This is a genomic window from Enterobacter cancerogenus, from assembly GCF_019047785.1.
In the GTDB taxonomy this organism is placed as follows: domain Bacteria; phylum Pseudomonadota; class Gammaproteobacteria; order Enterobacterales; family Enterobacteriaceae; genus Enterobacter; species Enterobacter cancerogenus.
Genome location: NZ_CP077290.1, coordinates 1,020,664 through 1,039,967, shown reverse-complemented (window position 1 = coordinate 1,039,967; position 19,304 = coordinate 1,020,664). Strand labels below are relative to the sequence as shown.

General features: G+C 56.9%; 15 protein-coding genes and 1 CRISPR repeat array. Of the genes, 5 read left to right on the top strand and 10 right to left on the bottom strand.

Annotation, left to right across the window (positions count from 1 at the left end; all coding sequences use genetic code 11):
* From ltaE to aqpZ, 6 genes are all read right to left on the bottom strand, one after another.
* The gene (ltaE, locus tag I6L58_RS04835) at positions 1 to 1,002 is read right to left on the bottom strand and encodes a low-specificity L-threonine aldolase (RefSeq protein WP_088207587.1); all 1,002 of its coding nucleotides are present in this window, start codon (positions 1,000 to 1,002) and stop codon (positions 1 to 3) included.
* Between the two features lie 38 nt (positions 1,003 to 1,040).
* The gene (gene poxB / locus I6L58_RS04830; RefSeq protein WP_088207586.1) at positions 1,041 to 2,759 is read right to left on the bottom strand and encodes a ubiquinone-dependent pyruvate dehydrogenase; all 1,719 of its coding nucleotides are present in this window, start codon (positions 2,757 to 2,759) and stop codon (positions 1,041 to 1,043) included.
* 277 nt (positions 2,760 to 3,036) lie between these two features.
* Positions 3,037 to 3,847: direct repeats of the CRISPR family, unit length 28 nt; unit sequence GTTCACTGCCGTACAGGCAGCTTAGAAA.
* Between the two features lie 99 nt (positions 3,848 to 3,946).
* Positions 3,947 to 4,915, bottom strand: a complete 969-nt coding sequence (gene hcr / locus I6L58_RS04825) for an NADH oxidoreductase (RefSeq protein ID WP_088207585.1) — start codon at positions 4,913 to 4,915, stop codon at positions 3,947 to 3,949.
* A 10-nt stretch (positions 4,916 to 4,925) separates the two neighbouring features.
* A complete protein-coding gene (gene hcp / locus I6L58_RS04820; protein ID WP_088207584.1) occupies positions 4,926 to 6,578 on the bottom strand; it encodes a hydroxylamine reductase in 1,653 nt (550 codons plus the stop codon).
* A gap of 143 nt (positions 6,579 to 6,721) precedes the next feature.
* Positions 6,722 to 7,621 (bottom strand): lysine exporter LysO family protein, encoded by a 900-nt coding sequence (locus I6L58_RS04815; RefSeq protein ID WP_088207583.1) that lies wholly within the window; start codon positions 7,619 to 7,621, stop codon positions 6,722 to 6,724.
* Positions 7,622 to 7,854: 233 nt separating this feature from the next.
* Positions 7,855 to 8,550: an aquaporin Z gene (gene aqpZ, locus I6L58_RS04810; protein WP_088207582.1), complete on the bottom strand. Its 696-nt coding sequence runs from the start codon at positions 8,548 to 8,550 to the stop codon at positions 7,855 to 7,857.
* Between the two features lie 300 nt (positions 8,551 to 8,850).
* Between aqpZ and I6L58_RS04805 the strand changes: the two genes are divergently transcribed.
* The gene (locus tag I6L58_RS04805; RefSeq protein WP_088207581.1) at positions 8,851 to 10,509 is read left to right on the top strand and encodes an ATP-dependent endonuclease; all 1,659 of its coding nucleotides are present in this window, start codon (positions 8,851 to 8,853) and stop codon (positions 10,507 to 10,509) included.
* On the opposite strand, the gene I6L58_RS04800 is transcribed toward I6L58_RS04805, so the two are convergent.
* A complete protein-coding gene (locus I6L58_RS04800; RefSeq protein WP_088207580.1) occupies positions 10,506 to 11,462 on the bottom strand; it encodes a VirK/YbjX family protein in 957 nt (318 codons plus the stop codon). The two genes, I6L58_RS04805 and I6L58_RS04800, sit on opposite strands and share 4 nt — an antisense overlap.
* A 160-nt stretch (positions 11,463 to 11,622) precedes the next feature.
* On the opposite strand from I6L58_RS04800, the gene macA reads away from it, so the two are divergent.
* Together macA and macB are read left to right on the top strand one after the other, a co-directional pair.
* Entirely contained in the window at positions 11,623 to 12,738 is a 1,116-nt protein-coding gene (gene macA / locus I6L58_RS04795; protein ID WP_006174387.1) for a macrolide transporter subunit MacA, read from the top strand.
* On the top strand, positions 12,735 to 14,675 hold the full coding sequence (macB, locus tag I6L58_RS04790) for a macrolide ABC transporter ATP-binding protein/permease MacB (RefSeq protein WP_088207579.1): 1,941 nt from the start codon (positions 12,735 to 12,737) through the stop codon (positions 14,673 to 14,675). The genes macA and macB overlap by 4 nt, the downstream gene beginning before the upstream one ends.
* Before the next feature lie 70 nt (positions 14,676 to 14,745).
* Here the strand turns inward: macB and cspD are convergent, their stop codons facing one another.
* Complete coding sequence (gene cspD / locus I6L58_RS04785) at positions 14,746 to 14,967, bottom strand: cold shock-like protein CspD (protein WP_006174390.1); 222 nt, start codon at positions 14,965 to 14,967, stop codon at positions 14,746 to 14,748.
* 267 nt (positions 14,968 to 15,234) lie between these two features.
* On the opposite strand from cspD, the gene clpS reads away from it, so the two are divergent.
* Together clpS and clpA are read left to right on the top strand one after the other, a co-directional pair.
* Positions 15,235 to 15,555, top strand: coding sequence for an ATP-dependent Clp protease adapter ClpS (gene clpS, locus I6L58_RS04780; protein ID WP_006174393.1), 321 nt, complete (start codon positions 15,235 to 15,237; stop codon positions 15,553 to 15,555).
* A 27-nt stretch (positions 15,556 to 15,582) separates the two neighbouring features.
* Entirely contained in the window at positions 15,583 to 17,862 is a 2,280-nt protein-coding gene (gene clpA / locus I6L58_RS04775; RefSeq protein ID WP_088207578.1) for an ATP-dependent Clp protease ATP-binding subunit ClpA, read from the top strand.
* Positions 17,863 to 18,067: 205 nt separating this feature from the next.
* On the opposite strand, the gene infA is transcribed toward clpA, so the two are convergent.
* Both infA and aat read right to left on the bottom strand, forming a co-directional pair.
* Positions 18,068 to 18,286, bottom strand: a complete 219-nt coding sequence (gene infA, locus I6L58_RS04770) for a translation initiation factor IF-1 (protein ID WP_002211347.1) — start codon at positions 18,284 to 18,286, stop codon at positions 18,068 to 18,070.
* A gap of 284 nt (positions 18,287 to 18,570) precedes the next feature.
* Positions 18,571 to 19,278 (bottom strand): leucyl/phenylalanyl-tRNA--protein transferase, encoded by a 708-nt coding sequence (gene aat / locus I6L58_RS04765; RefSeq protein WP_088207577.1) that lies wholly within the window; start codon positions 19,276 to 19,278, stop codon positions 18,571 to 18,573.
* Positions 19,279 to 19,304: the final 26 nt, after the last annotated feature.

Here is a 19,304-nt window from a genome sequence, read left to right as displayed (position 1 = left end):
TTAACGCTGTAGAAACGCCTGCCAGTGTTTGACCACGTCCGTGAGCTGCTCGCGGTTGACGTCGAGATGCATGACCAGGCGTACCACCGGTGAGGCGTTGATCAGCACGCCACGCGCCTTCATAAATTCACCCAGCGCCGCAGCGTGCTCGTCGCCCACGCGGACAAACAGCATGTTGGTGTCGTGGCGCATGACGTCCGCACCAATCTCACGCAGCTGTGCCGCCATCCACGCGGCGTTCTCGTGGTCGTCCTGCAGGCGTGCAACGTTGTTGTTCAGCGCATATAGCCCGGCTGCCGCCAGGATCCCGGCCTGACGCATGCCGCCGCCGGTCATCTTGCGCCAGCGATTCGCACGCTTGATGTAGTCCGCGCTGCCGACCAGCAGGGAGCCAACCGGCGTGCCTAACCCTTTGGAGAGGCAAATGGTGAACGAGTCACAATATTGGGTGATGGCTTTCAGCTCGCAGCCGTACTCGACCACCGCGTTGAAAATGCGCGCGCCGTCAACGTGCAGGCCCAGCCCGCGCTCACGGGTGAATTCCCACGCCGCTTTCAGGTATTCGCGCGGCAGGACTTTGCCGTTATGGGTATTTTCGAGACTCAGCAGCTTAGTACGGGCAAAGTGGATGTCATCGGCTTTGATTTTCGCAGCGACTTTATCCAGGGGAAGGGAGCCGTCCGGCGCGGCGTCAATCGGCTGCGGCTGAATGCTGCCGAGCACCGCTGCGCCGCCGGCTTCGTACAGATAGTTATGCGCACCCTGGCCGACAATGTACTCTTCGCCGCGCTCGCAGTGGCTGAGCAGCGCCACCAGGTTGGCCTGGGTTCCGGTCGGCAGGAACAGCGCCGCCTCTTTACCGCTCAGCTCTGCGGCATAGCGCTGCAGTTCGTTAACCGTCGGATCATCACCGTAGACGTCATCCCCGACCGGGGCGGCCATCATTGCATCAAGCATGGCGCGGCTCGGCCGGGTGACGGTATCACTGCGTAAATCAATCATCTCACATCCCTATAGTTAAAAAGGTAATGTGAGATGTTTTACCTGAGCCAGTTGGTTTTTGCCAGTTCCATCACCTCGTCACCGCGTCCGCTGATAATGGCGCGCAGCATATAGAGGCTAAAGCCTTTGGCCTGCTCCAGCTTGATCTCCGGTGGGATCGCCAGCTCGTCTTTGGCGACGACGACGTCCACCAGCACCGGACCGTCGATGGAGAATGCGCGCTGCAGAGCTTCATCAACCTCTGAGGCTTTCTCCACGCGGATGCCGGTGATACCGCAGGCTTCGGCGATGCGGGCAAAGTTGGTATCGTGCAGGTCGGTGCCGTCCGTCAGGTAGCCGCCAGCCTTCATCTCCATCGCCACGAAGCCCAGCACGCTGTTGTTGAAGACCACGATTTTGAGCGGGAGCTTCATCTGCACCACTGACAGGAAATCCCCCATCAGCATGCTAAAGCCGCCGTCGCCGCACATCGCCACCACCTGACGTTCCGGTGCGGTAGCCTTCGCGCCCAGCGCCTGCGGCATGGCGTTTGCCATCGAGCCGTGGTTGAACGAGCCGAGCAGGCGGCGTCTGCCGTTCATCTTCAGATAGCGTGCTGCCCAGACGGTCGGCGTGCCGACGTCGCAGGTGAAGATGGCGTCATCGTCCGCGAAGCGGCTGATCTGCTGAGCCAGATACTGCGGGTGAATTGCTTTGTCGCTTGGCTTCGCGAGGTCGTCCAGATCCTTGCGCGCATCGCGGTAGTCGCTCAGCGCTTTGTCGAGGAATTTACGGTCGGTTTTCTCTTCCAGAAGCGGCAGCAGGGCGCTAAGCGTGGCCTTGATGTCGCCTATCAGCGCCATATCGACCTTACAGTGCGACCCGATGCTGCCTGGGTTGATGTCAATCTGGATGATTTTGGCATCCGTCGGGTAAAACGCGCGGTACGGGAATTGGGTGCCGAGCAGCACCAGCGTATCGGCGTTCATCATGGTGTGGAAGCCGCTGGAGAAGCCGATCAGCCCGGTCATGCCGACGTCGAACGGGTTGTCGTACTCGACGTGCTCTTTGCCGCGCAGGGCGTGGACAATCGGCGCTTTAAGCTTTTCAGCAAACGCCAGCAGCTCCTGGTGCGCACCCGCACAGCCGCTGCCGCACATCAGGGCGATGTTGCTGGAGTAGCGCAGCAGTTGCGCCAGCTTTTTCAGCTCCTCTTCGGCAGGCGTGACCACCGGCTGCGGTGCGTGATACCAGTGGCTGCTGGCACCCTCCGGCGCGGCCTTGAGCGCCACGTCACCAGGCAACACGACAACCGAAACGCCGCGGTTCAGCACGGCTTTGCGCATTGCAATCGCCAGCACCTGCGGGATCTGCTCCGGGGATGAAACCAGCTCACAGTAGTGGCTGCATTCACGGAACAGCTCCTGCGGATGCGTCTCCTGAAAATAGCCGCTGCCGATTTCGCTCGACGGGATATGGGCGGCAATTGCCACCACCGGAACATGGTTACGGTGGCAGTCGAACAGGCCGTTAATCAGATGCAGGTTGCCCGGCCCGCACGATCCCGCACAGACCGCCAGTTCACCCGTAAGCTGCGCTTCTGCGCCTGCGGCAAAGGCGGCAACCTCCTCATGGCGGGTCGGCATCCATTCGATGGTTTTCATCTTATTGAGGCTGTCGCTGAGTCCGTTCAGGGAATCGCCGGTGACGCCCCAGATACGTTTTACGCCAGCCTGTTCAAGGGTTTTCGCTATGTAAGCAGCCACGGTTTGTTTCATGGGTGTCCTTCTCCTTTTTGTGATATCGCTTACAAGCTTAGAAGAAAGTCGGCGCATTGCCCGTTAAATCCCCCGTTGCGCACAGCGATTTGCGTGGGCGTGGTGGGTGTTGTTCATGGGGAACTGCTGCGCCAGTGCGGGTGAAAACCCTTTTTTTTAGAGCATGTGTAACTTGTTGATTTTTCATGGGGCTGTGGAAGTGCCTGGAAAAAGGGTGTGCAGAAGAAAGTGAGGGGATAAGATTTATTTTACAAAGAGATAGGTGTAGATTGTGTGAGTTCACTGCCGTACAGGCAGCTTAGAAACGAGGACCGGTTAAACATGGATCGCTGAATGTGTTCACTGCCGTACAGGCAGCTTAGAAAATGAGGAAAGCCGGTTCATCTTGAACGGCAATGTTCACTGCCGTACAGGCAGCTTAGAAAAAATTCAGCTCTTAATTTCGCGTTCAGGCTAAGTTCACTGCCGTACAGGCAGCTTAGAAAATATGGAAGTTGGTTTGCGCTTCAGTACCATCGTTCACTGCCGTACAGGCAGCTTAGAAAGGAAGGCGCGGCGGCTGACAGTTTGCGAGGTTGTTCACTGCCGTACAGGCAGCTTAGAAAATTCAGCAAAACCGGCAAAACAAAGGCGAAAGGTTCACTGCCGTACAGGCAGCTTAGAAAGCGTGTGCCTGAGCTACGACCAGCGTGATACCGTTCACTGCCGTACAGGCAGCTTAGAAAAGTGCGATGCGGCGCTTAACGGTCTTATATAGTGTTCACTGCCGTACAGGCAGCTTAGAAACAGTACAAATTGCCTGTTTCGTTAATTGCGATATTCACTGCCGTACAGGCAGCTTAGAAAGCTACGACATACCAGGGCCGTTCGTACGAACACGTTCACTGCCGTACAGGCAGCTTAGAAAAGAGGAAATTTATATATCCATCGGGTATTTGAGTTCACTGCCGTACAGGCAGCTTAGAAATTCTGGTCCCCATTCACTCGTACTGGTCTGATGTTCACTGCCGTACAGGCAGCTTAGAAAACCGTTCAGGTTAACGCGCGAGCCCCTGGGTCGGTTCACTGCCGTACAGGCAGCTTAGAAATCCCCCCGCACTCCCCGTAGGTCGGGTAAACGAAGTGCCACCCGACAAAAAAGCCCGGTGCGCTAACGCTTACCGGGCCTGTGAGCGAACCTTTACGTTTTATGCGAGGACAAGATCGCCCTGCGGATGACAGGAGCAGGCCAGCACGTAACCGTCGGCGATTTCTGCGTCCGTCAGCGTCATGGTGCTGCTCACGGTGTACTCGCCGGAAACCACCTTCGTCTTACAGCAGCCGCACACGCCAGCGCGACAGGCCGCGACTACCGGCACCTTGTTGCTTTCCAGCGCTTCCAGCAGCGTGGTGCCCACGCGGCCAAAGAAGGTTTGCGCAGGTTGCAGCTTAGTGATCTTGATCCCGCTGGTTGCCGCTTCGGCGACAGGCGTGAAGAACTGCTCTTTAAAGAAGCGGGTCACACCCAGCGCTTTAACCTCTTTTTCCACGATATCCATGTACGGCGCAGGGCCGCAGGTCATCACGGTGCGGGAGGCAATATCCGGCACGCTTTGCAGCAATTCCCGGCTTAAACGACCAGAGACAAAACCGTGGGTAGCGTTATTTTCCGCTACCAGCGTGACCGGGTAGTTACGCCACTCCTCGGCAAAAATCACATCGTCTGGCGAGCGGACGCTGAAGATCACCTGCACGTCGGCCTGCGGGCGATTTTTCGCCAGCCAGCGGCGCATTGACATTACGGGCGTCACGCCGCAGCCGGCGGCCAGCAGCAGGAATTTATCATCGGCTTTATCGTCACAGGTAAACTCGCCCTGCGCGTCTGAAAGCCAGATGTAATCCCCACGCTTCACGTCGCGGGTCAGCCATTCGGAACCTGCACCCTCATCAATGCGACGGATGGTAAGCGTAATGTACTCGCTCACGCCCGGCGTGGAGGAGAGGGTGTAGGCGCGCAGGGTGTCCGCAGAGTTGCGGACACTGACCAGCGCATACTGACCTGCACGGTACGGATAGTAGTCATGGCACAGCAGTGACAGCGTCCACACATCCGGCGTCTCCTGATGGATGTGATGAACCTGCATCCGCCACGGACATTGTGAGGTTGGCATGGTCATGAATCTCTCCTTACGCGCTCAGTAGCTCTTTCATATCTTCTTCAACGGTGGTCACGGAACGCAGACCAAATTTCTCGTTCAGCACGGCCAGCAGGTCCGGCGTCAGGAAGCCAGGCGCGGTCGGGCCGGTCACGATGTTGGTCACGCCCAGTGAGAGCAGGGTCAGCAGGATGACAATCGCTTTTTGCTCGAACCAGGAGAGCACCAGTGACAGCGGCAGGTCGTTTACGCCGCAGCCCAGTTTCTCTGCGAGGGTAACGGCCAGAATGATGGCTGAGTAGGCGTCGTTACACTGACCGGCATCGACCAGACGCGGCAGGCCTTCGATGTTGCCGAAGTCCAGCTTGTTGAAACGGTATTTCCCGCACGCCAGCGTCAGGATCAGGCAATCATCCGGTACGCTGGTGGCGAAATCGGTGAAGTAGTTACGTTCGCCGCGCGCGCCGTCACAGCCGCCAATCAGGAAGATGTGGCGCAGTTTTTCACGGCTCACCAGGTCGATGAGAGAATCCGCCGCACCCAGCAGGGTTTCGCGGCCAAAGCCCACGGTGATCAGGTGTTCAATTTCGCTGTAAGGGAAGCCAGCCATCTGCTGCGCCTGGGCGATAACCGGGCCGAAATCGTCGCCTTCGAGGTGGCTCACGCCCGGCCAGCCGACGATGCTGCGGGTCCAGATGCGGTCATCATACGCGCCCACGGTAGGGTCGATGATGCAGTTAGAGGTCATCACGATTGGGCCAGGGAAGCGGGCAAATTCAACCTGCTGGTTCTGCCAGCCGCTGCCGTAGTTCCCGACCAGGTGTTTGAATTTACGCAGCTCCGGGTAGCCGTGTGCAGGCAACATTTCGCCGTGGGTATAGACGTTAACGCCGGTGCCTTCGGTTTGCTTCAGCAGGTTGTAGAGATCTTTCAGGTCATGCCCGGAGATCAGGATACATTTGCCTTCGGTCGCTTTAACGTTGACCTGGGTTGGCGTTGGGTGGCCGTAGGTGCTGGTTTCACCGGCATCCAGTATGCTCATCACCTTGAAGTTCATCTGGCCGATTTCCATTGAGCACTCCAGCAGAGCGTTCATGTCGGAAGGCCAGGTGCCGAGCCATGCCATGATTTTGTGGTACTGGGCATAGATGTCGTTGTCGTACTGGCCGAGAACGTGCGCATGTTCCATATAGGCCGCGGCACCTTTCAGACCGTACAGGCACAGCAGACGCAGGCCGAGAATGTTCTCGCCAATCGCCGCTTTGTCTTTGTTCGGGGTAAATTCCGCCGCCTGACGCTGCAGGTCGCCCAGGTCGTCGCTCACCAGCTGCAGCTCGGCCATTGGGTTATCCACGCGCGCGCTGGCGTCGGCGTTCAGGCACTGGGCCTTCAGCGCTTCACGCAGGGCAATGGCTTCGCGGGCATAGCCGACGATGCGAGGAGAATCAAAGTTAACGTTGGTCAGCGTGGAGAAAAATGCGCGTGGCGCGAAGCTGTCGACGTAGTGGTCGATAATACCGTATTCGCGGGCTTTGAATGCCCATGCGGAAAGCCCTTGCAGGGAAGCGATCAGCAGATCCTGCAGGTCTGACGTTTCGGCGGTTTTACCGCACATCCCCTGCGCCCAGGAGCAGCCATTGCCTGCCGGAGTACGGATGGTTTGTTCACATTGCACACAAAACATAATCACACCTGTTAAAGTTATATTTGATATACATGTTTAAGGTTATGCCTGTGCCACAGCGGAGAAAAGGGGTTTCTTCTACAAAATAGAGGGATATTGATTTAGCGCAATTTTGGCGGCCTGAATCGGCCGCCTCGTGACGATCAGGCGGAGAAAAAGGCCATCAAAACAGGGACCAGCAGGCTTAGAATAAACCCGTGTACGATGGCGGCAGGGACCATCTCAAGGCCACCTGAACGCTGCAGGACCGGCAGGGTGAAGTCCATCGACGTGGCACCGCACAGGCCGAGCGCGGTGGAGCGGCTACGGCGCACCAGACCGGGGATCAGCATGATGGCAATCAGCTCGCGCGCCAGATCGTTAAAGAACGCCGCGCTGCCAATGACCGGGCCGAACGATTCGGTCAGCAGAATGCCGGACAGCGAATACCAGCCAAACCCCGAGGCCATCGCCAGCCCGGTTTTCAGCGGCAGGCCAAGAATAAAGGCGTTAATGACGCCCGCCACCAGGGAACTGACCACCACGATCACCGCCACCATCATGCCGCGACGATTAAGGACAATCTGTTTTAAGGTCATGCCGTTATTGCGCAGCTGAATGCCAATCAGGAACAGCAGGAAAATCAGGGTATATTCGCTGGCCTCGGTGGCATGCTGTAAAAAAGACCATCCGGACAGTCCCAGCAGAAAACCCAATACCACGACACCGCATAATTTTAACGATTCGAGCGCCATGGCAATACGGGACGGCAATTTTTCCTGATGGTGGGTATTTTTCCATGGAATAGATCGTTCCAGCCAGAAGAGGGCGGCAATATTACAGGCTAAAATAACCACCGCCGTCACGGCAGAATAATGCAGGATGGAAAGTAAATTGGTCGCCAGGTTATCCAGGAACGCCAGGCTGATCCCCATAAAGAAAAGAATAACGTAGACAATCCAGCTGAGAAAACGGTTGATGAGCCTTAAGGCTGATTCACGACGCAGCGGAATGAGGTAGCCCACAATCAGGGGCAGCAGAATGATGAGGAGTCCTGAAAACATGAACAGCCGGTCCTTATGGGGTATTTGTTAAGCGCCAAAGACACTACCCAATAACGGCTGCCCAGTAAAGCCACAAAAAAAAGCCGGGAGAGACCCGTAGGCCGGGTCAGGCGAAGCCGCCACCCGGCACAATACCGCGCGTTGCAGTCTGATGCCCTCACCCCAGCCCTCTCCCACGGGGAGAGGGAGAAAACACGCATTCTCTGCCACAGGGAGAGGGAAAGAGAAAAACGTTAATCGCGTTTTTCCAGCAGGGTGCGGTAGAGCAGGCCGCCCAGAATACCGCCGACGATCGGCATCACCCAGAACAGCCACAGCTGCTCAAGCGCCCAGCCGCCCTGGAAAATGGCGACCGCGGTGCTGCGCGCCGGGTTAACGGATGTGTTGGTGACGGGAATGGAGATCAGGTGGATAAGCGTCAGCGCCAGGCCAATGGCAATGGGGGCAAAACCTGCGGGCGCATGTTTATCCGTTGCGCCGTGGATCACCAGCAGGAAGCCTGCGGTAAGGACAATCTCAATCACAATTGCAGACAGCATAGAGAAGCCGCCTGGCGAGTGCGCACCGTAGCCGTTAGAGGCGAAACCGCTGGCTGCGGCGTCAAAGCCCGCTTTACCGCTGGCAACAACGTACAGCACTGCGGCGGCAATAATACCGCCCACAACCTGAGCAATAATATAACCAAGGATATCTTTCGCCGGGAAACGACCGCCTGCCCATAAACCTAAGGTTACCGCCGGGTTAAAATGACCGCCGGAAATAGGGCCGACGGCATAGGCCATGGTTAATACGGTCAAACCAAAAGCCAGCGCCACACCGACAAAACCAATGCCTAATTCCGGAAATGCGGCTGCAAGAACGGCGCTACCGCAACCACCAAACACCAGCCAGAATGTACCAAAACATTCTGCCGCCAATTTTCTAAACATAACCACCTCAAATAATAAACTACCGCACACGTATTGCCGCGCGCGGGGGATATCGTCAAAAAAGGATGACGATTTAAAGAGCCGCTATTTTAAAAACCCATTCCATACCTTCGCCACTCAAATAAATTCGTTTAATTTGATTTAAGGCAAGGTGTTGTGAATCCTTGCTTCGGATTGACCTTACACAGGTAATGGGTATTTCTTGACAAGACTATTCATATATTGCGGTGTTCCGAAAGGGTGCATCCCGCTATACTGCTGATAACTTGAAGGAAAAAGTGGCCATCTCGCGGGGGATTTATGCTTCTCGAACGTGTGGAAATTGTCGGGTTTCGCGGTATTAACCGTTTGTCGCTGCAGCTTGAACAGAACAACGTCCTGATCGGTGAGAACGCCTGGGGTAAATCCAGCCTGCTGGACGCGCTGACGCTGCTGCTTTCGCCTGAAGAAAAGCTCTACCATTTTGTTCATGATGACTTCTGGTTCCCGCCGGGCGATGTGACTGGCCGCGAGAAACACCTGCATATTATTCTGACCTTCCGTGAGTCCGAGCCGGGGCGGCATCGCGTGCGCCGGTTCCGCCCCATGTCGCCCTGCTGGGTACCGTGCGCTGATGACTATCACCGCATTTTCTACCGTCTGGAAGGAGAGCTGGCCGGGACGGATAGCGTGTTAACCCTGCGCGAGTTCCTGGATGAGAAAGGCAACTCTATTCCGCTGGAGAATATTGACGAGCTTGCTCGCCATCTGAACCGACTGATGCCCGTGCTCCGGTTGCGCGACGCGCGTTTTATGCGCCGTATCCGCAACGGCACGGTTCCGGATATGCCGGACGTTGAAGTCACCGCCCGCGAGCTGGATTTTCTGGCGCGCGAGCTGGTCTCCCGGCCACAGAATCTTACCGACGGGCAGATCCGCCAGGGACTTTCGGCCATGGTACAGCTGCTGGAGCACTATTTCTCCGAGCAGGGGATGTCGCCTTCTCGCCACCGGCTGATGCGCCGCCGCTCCCACGATGAACAACGCAGCTGGCGCTACCTGGATATCATCAACCGGATGATCGACAGGCCCGGCGGGCGCACCCATCGGGTTATTCTGCTGGGGCTGTTCTCAACGCTGCTGCAGGCGAAAGGCACCGTCCGTCTGGACCGCGATGCGCGGCCGCTGCTGCTGGTGGAAGACCCCGAAACCCGTCTGCATCCGATCATGCTCTCCGTGGCGTGGCATCTGCTCAATTTGCTGCCTCTCCAGCGCATAACGACCACCAACTCCGGGGAACTGCTCTCCCTTACGCCGGTCGAATACGTCTGTCGCCTGGTGCGCGAATCATCCCGCGTCTCCGCTTACCGGCTGGGGCCGGGCGGCTTAAATGCCGAGGACGGGCGGCGCATTGCCTTTCATATTCGCTTTAATCGCGCCTCCTCGCTTTTTGCGCGCTGCTGGCTGCTGGTAGAAGGGGAAACGGAGACCTGGGTGATCAACGAGCTGGCGCGCCAGTGCGGCCATCACTTTGACGCCGAAGGGATCAAAGTGATTGAGTTTGCCCAGTCCGGGTTAAAACCGCTCATTAAATTTGCCCGCCGGATGGGCATTCAGTGGCATGTGCTGGTAGACGGTGACGAGGCGGGGAAAAAGTACGCCTCCACCGTGCGCAGCTTGCTGAACAATGACCGGGAAGAAGAGCGCGATCATTTGACCACGCTGCCCGCGATGGACATGGAACACTTTATGTATCGTCAGGGTTTCGATGATGTGTTTCACCGCGTGGCCATGGTGCCGGTGGATGTTCCGATGAACATGCGTCGGGTCATCGCCAAAGCCATTCACCGTTCGTCAAAACCGGATCTGGCGATTGAGGTGGCAACGGAAGCGGGAAGACGCGGCGTGGAGTCGGTGCCGACGCTGCTGCGCAAAATGTTCTCCCGCGTGCTGTGGCTGGCACGCGGGAGAGCGGATTAACTGCGGCTGGCCTGGGTCACCTGGGCGATCAGGCTGTCGAGCAGTTCATAGCGGCGACGGTATTCTGAGCGTTTTTTGCTCGCTATCTCTTCCATTGGTTTGCGTGGCATGGTCAGCGGCAGGGCAAAATTGCCGTCGTCCTGCGGTTGGCCGCCAATTGAGCGCCAGAAGCTGTCGTAATCGGCCAGCAGTTTTCCCTCTTTTTTCTTGCGGTAGCGCCAGCTGCGATAGATATGGGTAGCGTTACTCACCGCGATAATCTGCTCTACCGGGAAGGCCGCGCCAAGCGTCATGGCCGCTTCCACCAGCAGGCGTTTCGGGAATAACCCGTGGCAGGCTTTGGTCGCACCCTGAATCAGATCGTGCGGGACGTGCGCTTTGGCGCCCTGAAGCCCGCCAATAAAGAGGGTGGATTTTCCGTTAAACTCGCATAACGTGAAGGTCATCTCGGCCAGCACGGTATGTTGATGGTCGCAAAAGGCGAGAGTCGCTTCGCCTTCTTTATCCAGGAACGCGTCTGCGCACAGGCGAACGGTAAACTGCTGTTCATCTTTACCGGTTAAGGTCAGCAGCGTCGCACCCTGATTTGACAGATAACCGTTGAGCAGCGCAGCAGGAAGATGACGACTCATGGCCTGATAGTGCCAGTTAATTGACGCCAGCGCGTGCGCGCGGTCCATATTGACGGTCAGCCACGGGCGATGCAGGCGGCACGGCAGGCCGGGCTGTACCCGAAGCATTTGCATCAGACGCGGTTGCTTTGCCAGGTCTGCCAGCAGCCGGGCGGTGCTGAAAGGCGTGGCAAGCGAACGTAACAGGAATTTACGCCGATAGGCCGGGTTTTGCCACGCCATGCCCGGGGTGATGTTCCCGAGCGCCAGGCATTTAAAAAGCTGCCAGCCGGATTTGGGTTGTGGCAGGTGTGAATAAGGTGTATCGACGATGGAAGACATGATAGATCCTGCTTCTTAGGGAATAGCGCTATTTCAGCAGGGGATTTATCAACATCTCGTCAACAAATTCCGACGTTGTCAGGAAAGAGGGGGTTTCGTTGACGAGTGGTTTAGATAGAATCAGCAGTTATGATTGCCAGAACATTTATTTGGAATATTTATGAACCTCAAGGGAAAACGCGGAAAACTGTTTCTGCTGTTGGCGGTAGTGGTGTTAGCGGGTGGATTCTGGCTATGGCAGGTGCTTAACGCGCCTGTACCTCAGTATCAAACGTTGATCGTTCGTCCAGGCGAGCTGCAACAAAACGTGCTGGCGACGGGCAAGCTTGATGCCCTGCGCAAAGTTGACGTCGGCGCGCAGGTTAGCGGCCAGCTGAAAACGCTGTCGGTCGAGATTGGCGATAAGGTCAAAAAAGGCCAGCTTCTGGGGGTAATTGACCCGGAGCAGGCAGAAAACCAGATCCGTGAAGTGGAAGCCACGCTGATGGAGCTGCGCGCCCAGCGTAGCCAGGCGCTGGCCGAGCGCAATCTTGCGCAGGTCACGCTGACGCGCCAGCAGGCGCTGGCAAAAACACAGGCGATCTCAAAGCAGGATCTGGACACGGCGGCCACCGAGCTGGCGGTAAAGCAGGCGCAGATCGGCACCATTGATGCGCAGATCAAACGCAACCAGGCCTCGCTGGATACGGCGAAAACCAACCTCGATTACACCAAAATCGTCGCGCCAATGGCCGGGGAAGTCACCCAGATCACCACGCTCCAGGGGCAAACGGTGATTGCGGCGCAACAGGCACCGAACATTCTGACGCTGGCGGATATGAGCACCATGCTGGTCAAAGCACAGGTGTCCGAGGCGGATGTGATCCATCTCAAGCCGGGTCAAAAAGCCTGGTTCACGGTGCTGGGCGACCCGCAGACCCGCTATGAAGGGGTGTTGAAAGATATCCTGCCGACGCCTGAAAAGGTTAACGACGCTATCTTCTACTACGCCCGTTTCGAGGTGCCGAACCCGCAGGGCGTTCTGCGTCTGGACATGACCGCTCAGGTGCATATCCAGCTGACCGCCGTGAAAAACGTGCTGACCGTTCCGCTCTCTGCGTTGGGTGAAGCGGCAGGCGACCGCCGCTATAAGGTTAAAGTGCTGCGCAACGGCGAGACCCGCGAGCGTGAGGTCACAATCGGCGCGCGTAACGATACCGACGTGGTGATCGAGAAAGGGCTGGAAGAGGGCGAAGAGGTGGTTATCAGCGAAAGTTTACCCGGAGCCGCTAAATGACGGCGCTGCTTGAGCTGAATGATATTCGTCGCAGCTATCCTTCCGGAGACGGGCCGGTGGAGGTGCTCAAGGGTATCTCCCTGCGCGTTGAAGCGGGCGAGATGGTGGCGATTGTGGGGGCCTCCGGCTCCGGCAAATCCACGCTGATGAACATCCTCGGGTGTCTGGATAAGCCGACCAGCGGCACCTATCGGGTGGCCGGGACGGACGTCTCTACGCTGGACAGCGACGCGCTGGCGAAGCTGCGTCGGGAACACTTCGGGTTTATCTTCCAGCGCTATCATCTGCTGTCGCACCTGAGTGCGGCGCAAAACGTGGAAGTGCCTGCCGTCTATGCGGGTGTGGAACGTAAAAAACGCCTGGAGCGTGCGAAGGCGCTGCTCACGCGGCTGGGGCTGGCGGAGCGGGTGGACTATCAGCCGTCGCAGCTATCCGGGGGCCAGCAGCAGCGCGTGAGTATCGCGCGCGCCCTGATGAACGGCGGGCAGGTGATCCTCGCGGATGAACCCACCGGGGCGCTCGACAGCCATTCCGGCGAAGAGGTGATGGCGATCCTCCACCAGCTGCGCGATCAGGGGCATACGGTGATTATCGTTACCCACGATCCGCAGGTGGCGGCGCAGGCGGAGCGGATTATTGAGATCCACGACGGCGAGCTGGTCAGCAATCCGCCGCCGCGTGCGTCCAAAGCGGCCGCGCCGAAAGAAGCGCTGCCTGTTTCAACGGGCTGGGGACAATTCTCCAGCGGATTTCGCGAGGCGCTGACCATGGCCTGGCTGGCGATGGCGGCCAATAAGATGCGCACATTGCTGACCATGCTCGGCATCATCATCGGCATCGCCTCGGTGGTGTCGATTGTGGTGGTGGGAGATGCCGCCAAACAGCTGGTGCTGGCGGATATCCGCGCGATTGGCACCAACACCATTGATGTCTATCCCGGCAAGGATTTTGGTGACGACGAGCCGCAGAATCAGCAGGCGCTGAAATATGACGACCTGGCGGCGCTCCAGAAGCAGCCGTGGGTTAACTCGGCGACGCCTGCAGTATCGCAGAACCTGCGTTTGCGCTACGGCAACATTGACGTCGCGGCCAGCGCCAACGGCGTGAGCGGGGACTATTTCAACGTCTACGGCATGACCTTCAGCGAGGGCGCAACCTTTAATGCCGAACAGCTGGCGGGCAGGGCGCAGGTGGTGGTGCTGGACGCCAACTCGCGCAAGCAGCTGTTCCCGGATAAGACCAGCGTGGTGGGCGAAGTGATCCTCGTCGGAAATATGCCGGCCACGGTCATCGGCGTGGCAGAAGAAAAGCAGTCTATGTTTGGCAGCAGCAAGATCCTGCGCGTCTGGCTGCCCTACAGCACCATTTCCGGGCGCATTATGGGACAGTCGTGGCTTAACTCCATTACCGTTCGCGTGAACGAGGGCTACGACAGCGCGCTTGCTGAGCAGCAGATTGAGCGGCTGTTAACTTTACGCCACGGGAAGAAAGATTTCTTCACCTGGAACATGGACGGGATCTTGAAAACGGCAGAAAAGACCACACGTACTCTGCAGATGTTCCTGACGCTGGTGGCGGTGATCTCTTTAGTCGTCGGCGGTATTGGGGTGATGAATATCATGCTGGTGTCGGTCACGGAGCGTACGCGCGAAATTGGCATCCGTATGGCGGTGGGCGCCCGTGCCAGCGACGTGTTGCAGCAGTTTTTGATTGAAGCGGTGCTGGTGTGTCTGGTGGGCGGCGCGATGGGTATTGCGCTGTCGATGATGATTGCTTTCGCGCTCCAGCTCTTTTTACCCGGCTGGGAGATTGGTTTTTCGCCGCTGGCAATTCTCACCGCGTTTTTGTGCTCAACCTTTACCGGCATCCTGTTCGGCTGGCTACCGGCACGCAATGCGGCGCGGCTCGATCCGGTGGATGCCCTGGCGCGGGAATAGCCCGAAAATAAAAATGCCAGCCGATCGGGCTGGCATTTTGCCTGCAGGGTGTACACAATGAAACTAAGCGCTATGCAACCGCTTCAGCTTCTACGGGCACGATAAGACTGGCGTGATTGCCTTTTGGCCCCTGGTGTACATCGAACCGAACGGATTGCCCGGCTTTGAGCGTCCTGTAACCATCCATCTGAATGGTGGAATAGTGAGCGAAGATATCTTCGCCGCCGCCTTCAGGGCAGATGAAGCCAAACCCTTTGGCGTTGTTGAACCACTTAACAGTACCCATTTCCATGCTTCGACATCCTTCGTAAATCTTATAAATTAAGATGGAATGAACCGGTGGTGGAGTGGGGGCTGTTCAAAACCTCGCCAACTCACGCTTGTACAATTTAGATAAACGAAAGAAGCCGTCAAGCGTTTGGCGCTGGAGTTGGGACAATAATCAACCAAAATTTGAGGCAGTTAACGCTATTGCAGCGGTTTGTGACAGACATCGCGGATGACAGTAATAGATGATTGTTATCTAACTTCTGAGGTAGATTCAACGTGGTTATGCAAAATGGGTAAGACCAACGATTGGCTGGATTTTGACCAGCTGGCGGAAGATAAAGTGCGCGACGCGCTAAAACCGCCATCTATGTATAAAGTTATGTTAATGAACGATGATTACACGCCGATGGAATTTGTTATTGACGTGCTACAAAAGTTCTTTTCTTATGATGTAGAACGTGCAACGCAACTGATGCTTACCGTTCATTATCGAGGCAAAGCCATCTGCGGCATCTTTACGGCAGAAGTGGCGGAAACCAAAGTGGCGATGGTGAACGATTATGCGAGGGAGAACGAGCATCCGTTGCTGTGTACGCTGGAAAAAGCCTGATAAGGCATAAAATTGGGGGAGGTGCCTATGCTCAATCAAGAACTGGAACTCAGTTTAAACATGGCTTTCGCCAGAGCGCGTGAGCACCGACATGAGTTTATGACCGTCGAGCATTTACTGCTCGCACTGCTTAGCAACCCATCTGCCCGCGAAGCGCTGGAAGCCTGCTCCGTGGATCTGGTGGCGCTACGTCAGGAACTCGAGGCCTTCATCGAACAAACCACACCGGTGCTGCCAGCCAGTGAAGAAGAGCGCGACACGCAGCCGACGCTCAGCTTCCAGCGCGTGTTGCAGCGTGCGGTATTCCACGTCCAGTCTTCCGGGCGTAGCGAAGTGACTGGCGCGAACGTATTGGTCGCCATCTTCAGCGAGCAGGAGTCTCAGGCGGCTTATCTGCTGCGCAAACATGAAGTCAGCCGACTCGACGTGGTGAACTTTATCTCTCACGGTACGCGAAAAGACGAGCCGAATCAGGCATCCGATCCCGGCAACCAGATTAACAACACCGACGAGCAAGCAGGCGGGGAGGATCGTATGGAAAACTTCACCACCAACCTTAACCAGCTTGCTCGCGTGGGCGGTATCGACCCGCTGATTGGCCGCGACAAAGAGCTGGAGCGCGCAATCCAGGTGCTGTGTCGCCGCCGTAAAAACAACCCGCTGCTGGTGGGGGAATCCGGCGTCGGTAAAACGGCGATTGCCGAAGGCCTGGCCTGGCGGATCGTGCAGGGTGACGTGCCGGAAGTGATTGCCGATTGCACCATCTACTCGCTGGACATCGGCTCGCTGCTGGCGGGCACCAAATACCGCGGCGATTTTGAAAAACGTTTCAAGGCGCTGCTGAAACAGCTGGAACAGGACACCAACAGTATCCTGTTTATCGATGAAATCCATACCAACATCGGAGCAGGTGCCGCCTCCGGTGGCCAGGTGGATGCCGCTAACCTGATCAAACCGCTGCTTTCCAGCGGCAAGATCCGCGTGATGGGCTCCACTACGTACCAGGAGTTCAGCAACATTTTCGAGAAAGACCGTGCGCTGGCGCGTCGCTTCCAGAAAATCGACGTCACCGAACCGTCGGTTGACGAAACGGTGCAGATCATCAACGGCCTGAAAACCAAGTACGAAGCGCACCACGACGTGCGTTATACCGCGAAAGCGGTGCGTGCGGCGGTGGAGCTGGCGGTGAAATACATCAACGATCGTCACCTGCCGGATAAAGCCATTGACGTGATTGATGAGGCAGGGGCGCGTGCGCGTCTGATGCCGGTCAGTAAGCGTAAGAAAACCGTTAACGTGGCCGATATTGAGTCCGTGGTGGCACGTATCGCGCGTATCCCTGAGAAAAGCGTTTCTCAGAGCGACCGCGACACGCTTCGCACCCTCGGCAATCGCCTGAAAATGCTGGTCTTTGGTCAGGATAAAGCCATTGAGGCCTTAACCGAAGCGATCAAGATGGCCCGCGCCGGGCTGGGGCATGACCATAAGCCTGTTGGTTCCTTCCTGTTCGCTGGCCCAACCGGCGTCGGGAAAACCGAGGTGACGGTGCAGCTCTCCAAAGCGCTGGGCATTGAGCTGCTGCGCTTTGATATGTCCGAGTATATGGAGCGTCACACCGTCAGCCGTCTGATTGGTGCGCCTCCGGGCTACGTGGGCTTTGATCAGGGCGGCCTGCTCACCGACGCGGTGATCAAGCATCCGCATGCGGTACTGCTGCTCGATGAAATCGAGAAAGCGCACCCGGACGTGTTCAACATCCTGCTGCAGGTGATGGACAACGGGACGCTGACCGATAATAACGGGCGCAAGGCGGACTTCCGCAACGTGGTGCTGGTGATGACCACCAACGCCGGCGTGCGTGAAACCGAGCGTAAATCCATCGGCCTGATCCACCAGGATAACAGCACCGATGCGATGGAAGAGATCAAGAAGATCTTCACGCCGGAGTTCCGTAACCGTCTGGACAACATTATCTGGTTCGATCACCTCTCTACCGAAGTGATCCATCAGGTGGTGGATAAGTTCATCGTCGAGCTGCAGGTTCAGCTGGATCAGAAAGGCGTGTCGCTGGAAGTCAGCCAGGAGGCCCGCAACTGGCTGGCCGAGAAAGGCTACGACCGTGCGATGGGCGCGCGTCCGATGGCGCGAGTGATTCAGGATAACCTGAAGAAACCGCTGGCGAACGAGCTGCTATTTGGCTCGCTGGTGGACGGCGGCCAGGTCACCGTAGCGCTGGATCAGGCCAAGAATGAGCTCACCTACGACTTCCAGAGTGCGGCGAAGCACAAGCCGGAAGCGGCTCACTGATTTGTTTTAGTTTACAAGCCGGGTTAAAAACCCGGCTTTTTTTGTGCCTGCTTTTCTTCCTCTCCCACCGGGAGAAGGCTGGGATGAAGACACTGGCGACAATACATCTTCCATTTAGGCCACACTAAAGCCATTAATAAAAAAGGCCGGGGTTATCCCGACCTTTTCAATTTCAATATTCATCTGCCATTACAGGCGAAAACGATTAGCGACTACGGAAGACAATGCGGCCTTTGCTCAGGTCGTACGGGGTCAGTTCAACAGTCACTTTGTCGCCCGTTAAAATGCGGATGTAGTTTTTGCGCATTTTACCGGAGATGTGCGCAGTTACCACGTGACCGTTTTCCAGCTCTACGCGAAACATGGTATTAGGCAACGTATCAAGTACGGTACCCTGCATTTCAATATTGTCTTCTTTGGCCATCTAATCCTCTGGGGTATCACTACCAAGTTTTGAACCGGCAAGATAATGCCGAAATTCATCAATTAAGTAAAGAATTGCGCGTTTAAAACGCAGCAAAACAGTCTCAGCGTATTGCCCAGGCGTCACGGTACAACCGAACAGGAAGCGCATTCGTAAAGGGGAGACAACAGGATAAACGTCAGGACGTTATCTGAAGCGGGGGTCCCAAACGGCGGCGGGGCAACAGGCAGAACCTATTCTGCGGCGTAATTATAACACCCTCATAAAAAATGTGCGGAAAACATTTAGGCTCCGGGCATAAAGAGTGTTCTGGGTAGCCAAAAATCGCGTGGGAGCGTCTCCTGGCGGCAGGTATCCAGGTGCTCAATGTAATGGCGACGGGGGATTTCAACCGCGCCCAGCGAGGCGGTATGGTCGTTAAGTACCTGACAATCCATTAGCTTTCCGCCGCGCCCGGCAAATTCCTCGCAAAAAACCAGCAGCGCCGTTTTGGATGCGTTTACGGCGCGGGAGAACATCGATTCACCGCAGAACAGCGTGCCTTGAGCAACGCCGTACATGCCGCCAATCAGTTCGCCGCCCTCATTCCAGACCTCGATTGAATGCGCATAGCCAAGCTCATGCAGCTGATGGTAAGCGGTAATAATGTCGCGCGTGATCCACGTGCCTTCATGACGATCTTCAGCGCAACCTTCAATCACCTGGCCAAAGGCGTGGTTCAGGGTGACGCGCCAGGTTGACCTGGCGTGAAAACGTCTCATGCTGCGGCTCAGGTGAAACTGCGCGGGCCACAGCACGGCACGGGGATCGGGCGACCACCATAAAATGGGATCGCCGGGGGAAAACCACGGGAAAATGCCGCGCTGGTACGCCATCAACAGCCGCGCCGGGCTGAGATCGCCACCCAGGGCCAGCAGCCCGTTAGGCTCACGTAGCGCGCCCTCCGGGGAGGGGAACGCAATATTATGACGAGAAAGCTGGACCAGGCGCATGACAGCAGAACTCCAGTACGCGAGTA

Bases quoted from the DNA above. Each gene is read 5' to 3' on its own strand.
- ltaE (WP_088207587.1), bottom strand. From the start codon at position 1,002: ATGATTGATTTACGCAGTGATACCGTCACCCGGCCGAGCCGCGCCATG.
- poxB (WP_088207586.1), bottom strand. From the start codon at position 2,759: ATGAAACAAACCGTGGCTGCTTACATAGCGAAAACCCTTGAACAGGCT.
- hcr (WP_088207585.1), bottom strand. From the start codon at position 4,915: ATGACCATGCCAACCTCACAATGTCCGTGGCGGATGCAGGTTCATCAC.
- hcp (WP_088207584.1), bottom strand. From the start codon at position 6,578: ATGTTTTGTGTGCAATGTGAACAAACCATCCGTACTCCGGCAGGCAAT.
- I6L58_RS04815 (WP_088207583.1), bottom strand. From the start codon at position 7,621: ATGTTTTCAGGACTCCTCATCATTCTGCTGCCCCTGATTGTGGGCTAC.
- aqpZ (WP_088207582.1), bottom strand. From the start codon at position 8,550: ATGTTTAGAAAATTGGCGGCAGAATGTTTTGGTACATTCTGGCTGGTG.
- I6L58_RS04805 (WP_088207581.1), top strand. From the start codon at position 8,851: ATGCTTCTCGAACGTGTGGAAATTGTCGGGTTTCGCGGTATTAACCGT.
- I6L58_RS04800 (WP_088207580.1), bottom strand. From the start codon at position 11,462: ATGTCTTCCATCGTCGATACACCTTATTCACACCTGCCACAACCCAAA.
- macA (WP_006174387.1), top strand. From the start codon at position 11,623: ATGAACCTCAAGGGAAAACGCGGAAAACTGTTTCTGCTGTTGGCGGTA.
- macB (WP_088207579.1), top strand. From the start codon at position 12,735: ATGACGGCGCTGCTTGAGCTGAATGATATTCGTCGCAGCTATCCTTCC.
- cspD (WP_006174390.1), bottom strand. From the start codon at position 14,967: ATGGAAATGGGTACTGTTAAGTGGTTCAACAACGCCAAAGGGTTTGGC.
- clpS (WP_006174393.1), top strand. From the start codon at position 15,235: ATGGGTAAGACCAACGATTGGCTGGATTTTGACCAGCTGGCGGAAGAT.
- clpA (WP_088207578.1), top strand. From the start codon at position 15,583: ATGCTCAATCAAGAACTGGAACTCAGTTTAAACATGGCTTTCGCCAGA.
- infA (WP_002211347.1), bottom strand. From the start codon at position 18,286: ATGGCCAAAGAAGACAATATTGAAATGCAGGGTACCGTACTTGATACG.
- aat (WP_088207577.1), bottom strand. From the start codon at position 19,278: ATGCGCCTGGTCCAGCTTTCTCGTCATAATATTGCGTTCCCCTCCCCG.